Here is a 5,137-nt window from a genome sequence, read left to right as displayed (position 1 = left end):
CCACGGGGTCTTGAGTTCGTACCGCACCCTGCCCTGCGGTGAGATCGACAGCCGCTGCTCGCTGATCGCCGGGCGCGTGATGTAGCGGCACAGCTCACCAGCTTGTGGCTTTCGTGTGCTTCCGCGGCCACGCCGGCATGCAGCGAGAAGCCGCCGACCTTGCCGGCGTCGGCGTCCAGAGAGGGGTCGCTTCAGAAAACGGAAAAAATCGTACGCTAAGCGTGCATTGATGCCGCCTCGTCGAGGCATTGGACGAACGCATGGAAAGCGTTGCCTCAAAGTTTGCAATGCAGCTTCTTTGTCTGTTTTTTCCGATGAACAGCACGGTTTTTTTGGTGTAGATTTCGTGATGCGCAACGTGCAGTTGGAGGTGTTGCGCATTCATCAACGCCTTTAGGGAGCGCACATGAAAATTCAAGGATTTCAGCCCACACAAAACGCCGCCTCGTACACGCCGTCGAGCAAGGTATCGACTCCGGCAACCTCAGCCGCTGCGGCCCCAGGAACAAGTGATGTTTACTCCGGTGAGAGAGCGACCCGCGCCACCGAAATCATGGCGGGACAAGACCTGAGCAATATCTCAAAAAATGAACTCAAGGCGCTGACGAACAAGCTCTACGACGCAGGCGTCATCACTGGCGAGCAGCGCCTCGATCTGACCGCCCCCTATGCCGATGAACTCAACGCACAGATGCAAAGCGTCGCCAACCCAGATGAGAAGCGGAATTTTATTGCCGACCTCAGTGCAACGCTTGATGCGGCCAAGCGTCTGCGACCAGACGACACTTCATCTATCGCCTACTTGGAAAAGGTGAACAACCTCGCCAACTCACTGGCGGCCGTGTCTGGCTGATCAAACGCGTCTGGCTCCGTGCGCATGGTTCACACTTGGGTTGAAGCTGGTACCCAGCGGTAAAGCGTAGGAACGGACACGCCAAGATTTTTTGCCACATCCTTGGGTGGCACGCCGCTGGCCAGCAGTTTTTTGGCTGACTCAATCTTGCTATCGGTCATCTTGGGCTTGCGACCGCCTTTGCGCCCAAGCTGACGAGCGACATCTAGCCCGGCGCGGGTACGCTCGACGATCAGTTCGCGTTCCATTTCGGCAAGGCTGGCCATGACGTGAAAGAAGGGGTCGCTTCAGAAAACGGAAAATAAAGCACGCTAAGCGTGCGAGCGGCACAACGTCGGAACGGATATGCCGAGGTTCTTTGTCACGTCCTTGGAAGGCACGCCGCCGGTCATCAGAGAGTTTCGATGCGAAAACATCTGCCGTTCATTTTTAGCATGATGCTAAGATAAGACTGGATACATAAATTCTAGGCTCACGGGGAGGAAATGATGATCAGCTCTGTTGGTTCGTATTCCGCAGCCCAAACAGGGGGTACGTCGAGCCTCAAGGCGGCCTCGGCGACCGGTCAGGTTTCTGACACATCGAAAAATCAGGGCGCATCAGGCACCCAAGGCGGCGGCACGCTGACGATTTCCACGCTAGCCAGCCAATTGGCGGACAGTGCCAGCCGCGCAGAGGCTCGGGACAAAATGCTCAGCCGTTCAGAATTGGCCGACAAGGCGAACTCTTTGCTAGATCAAATACTTGGTGACGCCTACCAAGCTAACAAAGCCAAGTACAACAACGAGGTTCCTAAGACTGACGATCCAGAGTTGTTAGCAAGAGCTAAGCAAGCAACGGAATTCGTCACTAGCTCGGACAGGGGCAGCAGATCGGTGAAAAACCCTTTTGGTAGCCTGTCGAGAGAACAACTGTCCAACATCATCTATGACGACAGCGGAAACTACACCATCAATGAACGTAGAGCGGCTTACTATGAATCGGATGATAGGGAACAGGCTTGGCGTGTAAAAGTCGCAGCCCAAGCCATGGATGAATATAACCGGACGGGGAAAATGACCAATTTCTTCAGCTCCGTCCTTGACCACTTCAAGGAGCTGCCCACGATCGAGCAAGCGCAATATCCAAAAGATTATGCCAGCGATCTGGAGTCAAAAATAAGCCGGGATTTCAACTATCGCACGCACCAGGCGGAGGGGAAAAGCGAAAACCCCATGAACCTGATCGAAATGCTATTCGCGCAAAGCCCGCTGCAAACCGACGAGCTTTTCCAAAAGAAAAACATCACTGAATCACCAACCGTAAGGAGTAATACATGAAATTGTTGCCCAAGTTGCTCGCCGCCACCTCCATTTTTGCCGCCACGGCAGCAATTGCAGGACCGCCCGTAACGGTTACCTTCAAGAACCAAGCTACCGCAGAAGCAACCTACACCATTGTTACCAGCAATGAAACCAGCACCTATGCAAATGCTTCACCCAAGCCGACAACAAAAAGACCTGCCGGAACCAACGATGTCTATACCGTCACCAGCCTGATCAGCCCGGACGTCAACTATGCAAACGTCCGCTATAAAATCGGCTCCAAGGAATGCGTGTTCGGCACAACCTTCGTCAATGCGCTGCAACCCGGCGGCTACAAAATCCCGAAATGGAACAAGACCGCGACGGCTAGCGGCGGAGCGATCTGCACCGCCACCATTACCTCTACCAACCTGACTACATATGCATGGACGGTCGATTTCGTAATGAAATAGGCAATCTTGTCGTCATTCTGAATATAAAACTCGGTGGTTTTTGCCGGGTTTTATATCTTTGTTGTATCTCACAAATTGTGATTTCATGGTTTCTTTGTTGTGCCGGGTATGCTCAACAGCTTGAGTACGTCGAATAATTGGCTGTTTTTTGATACCTTGTGATCGTTGGCGAAGAGCGTATTGACGATCATTTCGTTCTGGCTGGTAGTAAGTTTCATTTTTTGTTGTGTGAGAGCCTGCTCAAATAAATTATCTTCTAGCACGCTTGGATCCAGAACAATCCACTTCCCGTTGTCGTTGATTATTTGCGGCTTGAACGTGGAGGCTGGATTAGGGTTCAAGATTTGCTTTGAGGCAGTAAAGACGGCACTTTCGTTAATTACCCTATAAGAAAAAGTCGAGAACTTTGAGGGGAGCGACATTTGCTTCGCACCTACGTCCGAAAACTTGATGACCATTTGTTCCATGAACTCAAAGTCGCTCGTGTTGCTTAGGGCCCCATAGCCGGGGTCAAGGGTGTAGCGCAAAAACCCCTGGTCAAGCTTGGTGCTGTTGATTGCATCTCCATTCAGAATCCGGGCAGCGGTCGCCGCATCTTTTTCGTTAAAGCTAACCGTCAGTTGATGCCCCTCTAAATCAAAGCTATTTCCCCCATTGAAGCTTGACATGGAACGCCCGTCATTGCTCTGCCGGTAAGTACCCAGTGCGTATGCCAACTGATCCACATTCTGGAGGTCTGCGCCTTGCTGCTGTGCGTATTCATACATGTCTGATAGAAGTGCACGATCGCTCGTGGTCAGGAAATTTTGGGGGCTCATGCCGATGTGCTTGAGGTCCATTCCGTTAACCCCAGACACTACAGGTGGTTCGGTATTGGAATTTTGTGTGCCGAACAGGCGCGAGAGCATGATTGCTCTACCGCTCAAAGACACTGAGGTGCTTTGGTTGGACTCTGCGGTACTGGTTACAGAGGCTGATTTGTGGCTTGAATTTATCAAGTCCTCGTTTTTTCTTGGCATGCCAACGTTTTGCACATATGCAGTTACGATATCATCGATTTTCATAGCTGACCCCCTTGATTGCTCCTGCTCTGGCCGGCTCCTAAAAAAGCTGCCAGAGCTTCCATCAATAGCTATATCTAAATGTCACAGTATCCTGACCGGCCGGATAGGCTGGTTGGGGGCCTCCATTAGCGAAGTGACGAATTATCACTTTTGCGCCAGGCCCAAATGGCTGAGTATTGAAATTGGATACGGTCCCGGAAGAATTTCTGAGAATCGTGGTGCATCCCACCTCAGTAGAACTGTACGGACGGTAATAGCACAGTTGCACTGTTTCCCCAGGATTATTCGGGTACAACGTGGTTTGCCAATCAATTCCAAGCAATGTTTTGGTCTTGGAAAGTGTCCCAGAAGGGAAATTGGCGCTGAGAATGTTGAACTGAGCAAGACCAGTTCCTCCATTCGTCACAATGATGACACCAGGACTTGCTGTCTTCGTAATTGCTGCATCTACAGCAAAGCTCGGTGCTGATGCCAATACAAAAACCAATGGCAGCAATATTTTCATAAATTTCATAGTGTTTCTTTCTGAAAAATAGTTCCGCTGTTATCGGCAGACGTGGAATCGCACGGGACTTTCAAACCGAATATGCATATTACAGCAGCCCCAGCGACACGCAAATCACCACCACCAGCAAACCGACCCCCATGCCAGCGCCGCCCAGCCAAAGGCGCCATGCCATGGTCAGGGTGCCGGCAATGATGGCGACCACCGGCCCACCGAACAGACCGGCCATGCACAGCACCACCGAGCGGGCGTCAAAAATCACGCCAGGCATCAAGACCAGGGGCATCAACATGCCCACCACGCAGATGCCGCCGAACAGCACGCCCGAAACGATTTGCCCGACCAGGGGCTTTTGCCGCCAGAGCCGGATGTTGACGCTGTGCAAAAAGCACAGCGCCAGTAACAGTGCAACGCCTTTGATCAGTTCAAGGAACATGTGATCAGTTCAAGGAACATGGGCTTCCGGGGGTATAGGAAATTCAAACGCCCTTTTCGGCCAGTCTGGCGGGTAGGCAGCGGCCGTGCAAGCGTCGTTTTGGGTACGGATCGGAGGTTCGCACTTCGGCTTTCGACATCGCGGGGCCGCGCAACGGCGCAGTGCGTAGCCATTTCTCACCGAATCCCGGCACAGGGCCGAGCGCAGCCCTGCGGGGTCGTGGCCGCATCGGATCGGACTCTGGCTTGGCTGCCGGCTGTGTGGCCGGCACCTCGTCACGCGGCCGGCGGCGGCGCGCGCGCTGCGGGCCGGTAGTGCGCTTGCTCCAGCGCGCCGTGCTTCTCGAAGTGGGCGAGGATGGCGCGGATGGCGGTGGGTTCCTCGATGCTGGCGACGATCCGTACCGCGCCGCCGCAGTGGGCGCAGGTGGTGATGTCGATGGAAAAGACCCGCTTGAGCCGTTGCGCCCAGCTCATCGCACGGCGCTTCTGCTCGGGGCTGCGCGGCTCGTCGTGGGCGCTGA

Annotated in this window: 7 protein-coding genes and 2 pseudogenes; 3 read left to right on the top strand and 6 right to left on the bottom strand. The window is 53.6% G+C overall.

What is annotated here, in order from left to right; translation table 11 throughout:
- Window positions 1-182 (bottom strand): annotated as a pseudogene (locus G582_RS17740) (transposase); the annotation flags it as partial.
- 224 nt (window positions 183-406) lie between these two features.
- Between G582_RS17740 and G582_RS16765 the strand changes: the two are divergent.
- Complete coding sequence (locus G582_RS16765; RefSeq protein ID WP_156880539.1) at window positions 407-853, top strand: hypothetical protein; 447 nt, start codon at window positions 407-409, stop codon at window positions 851-853.
- Window positions 854-882: 29 nt separating this feature from the next.
- On the opposite strand, the gene G582_RS17735 is transcribed toward G582_RS16765, so the two are convergent.
- Window positions 883-1,119 (bottom strand): helix-turn-helix domain-containing protein, encoded by a 237-nt coding sequence (locus G582_RS17735; protein ID WP_425476554.1) that lies wholly within the window; start codon window positions 1,117-1,119, stop codon window positions 883-885.
- Window positions 1,120-1,341: 222 nt separating this feature from the next.
- Between G582_RS17735 and G582_RS18360 the strand changes: the two genes are divergently transcribed.
- Both G582_RS18360 and G582_RS17730 read left to right on the top strand, forming a co-directional pair.
- Window positions 1,342-2,172 carry a hypothetical protein gene (locus tag G582_RS18360; protein WP_211219384.1) on the top strand — a complete coding sequence of 277 codons (831 nt, stop codon included), beginning with the start codon at window positions 1,342-1,344 and terminating at the stop codon, window positions 2,170-2,172.
- Entirely contained in the window at window positions 2,169-2,609 is a 441-nt protein-coding gene (locus G582_RS17730) for a hypothetical protein (protein ID WP_083961225.1), read from the top strand. Before G582_RS18360 ends, G582_RS17730 begins: the two co-directional genes overlap by 4 nt.
- A gap of 83 nt (window positions 2,610-2,692) precedes the next feature.
- Here G582_RS17730 and G582_RS17310 read toward each other — a convergent pair whose 3' ends face one another.
- The 4 genes and pseudogenes from G582_RS17310 to G582_RS18250 all read right to left on the bottom strand — a co-directional run.
- Window positions 2,693-3,673, bottom strand: coding sequence for a hypothetical protein (locus G582_RS17310; protein WP_156880537.1), 981 nt, complete (start codon window positions 3,671-3,673; stop codon window positions 2,693-2,695).
- A gap of 61 nt (window positions 3,674-3,734) precedes the next feature.
- Complete coding sequence (locus tag G582_RS18085) at window positions 3,735-4,187, bottom strand: hypothetical protein (protein WP_156880535.1); 453 nt, start codon at window positions 4,185-4,187, stop codon at window positions 3,735-3,737.
- Window positions 4,188-4,266: 79 nt separating this feature from the next.
- A complete protein-coding gene (locus tag G582_RS0113205) occupies window positions 4,267-4,614 on the bottom strand; it encodes a LytS/YhcK type 5TM receptor domain-containing protein (protein ID WP_028840221.1) in 348 nt (115 codons plus the stop codon).
- A 275-nt stretch (window positions 4,615-4,889) separates the two neighbouring features.
- Window positions 4,890-5,137: pseudogene (locus G582_RS18250) on the bottom strand (IS91 family transposase); the annotation flags it as partial.

Source organism: Thermomonas fusca DSM 15424, assembly GCF_000423885.1.
GTDB classification, from domain to species: domain Bacteria; phylum Pseudomonadota; class Gammaproteobacteria; order Xanthomonadales; family Xanthomonadaceae; genus Thermomonas; species Thermomonas fusca.
The sequence above is the reverse complement of the archived record's forward strand: the minus strand, read 5'-3'. Positions and strand labels throughout refer to the sequence as shown.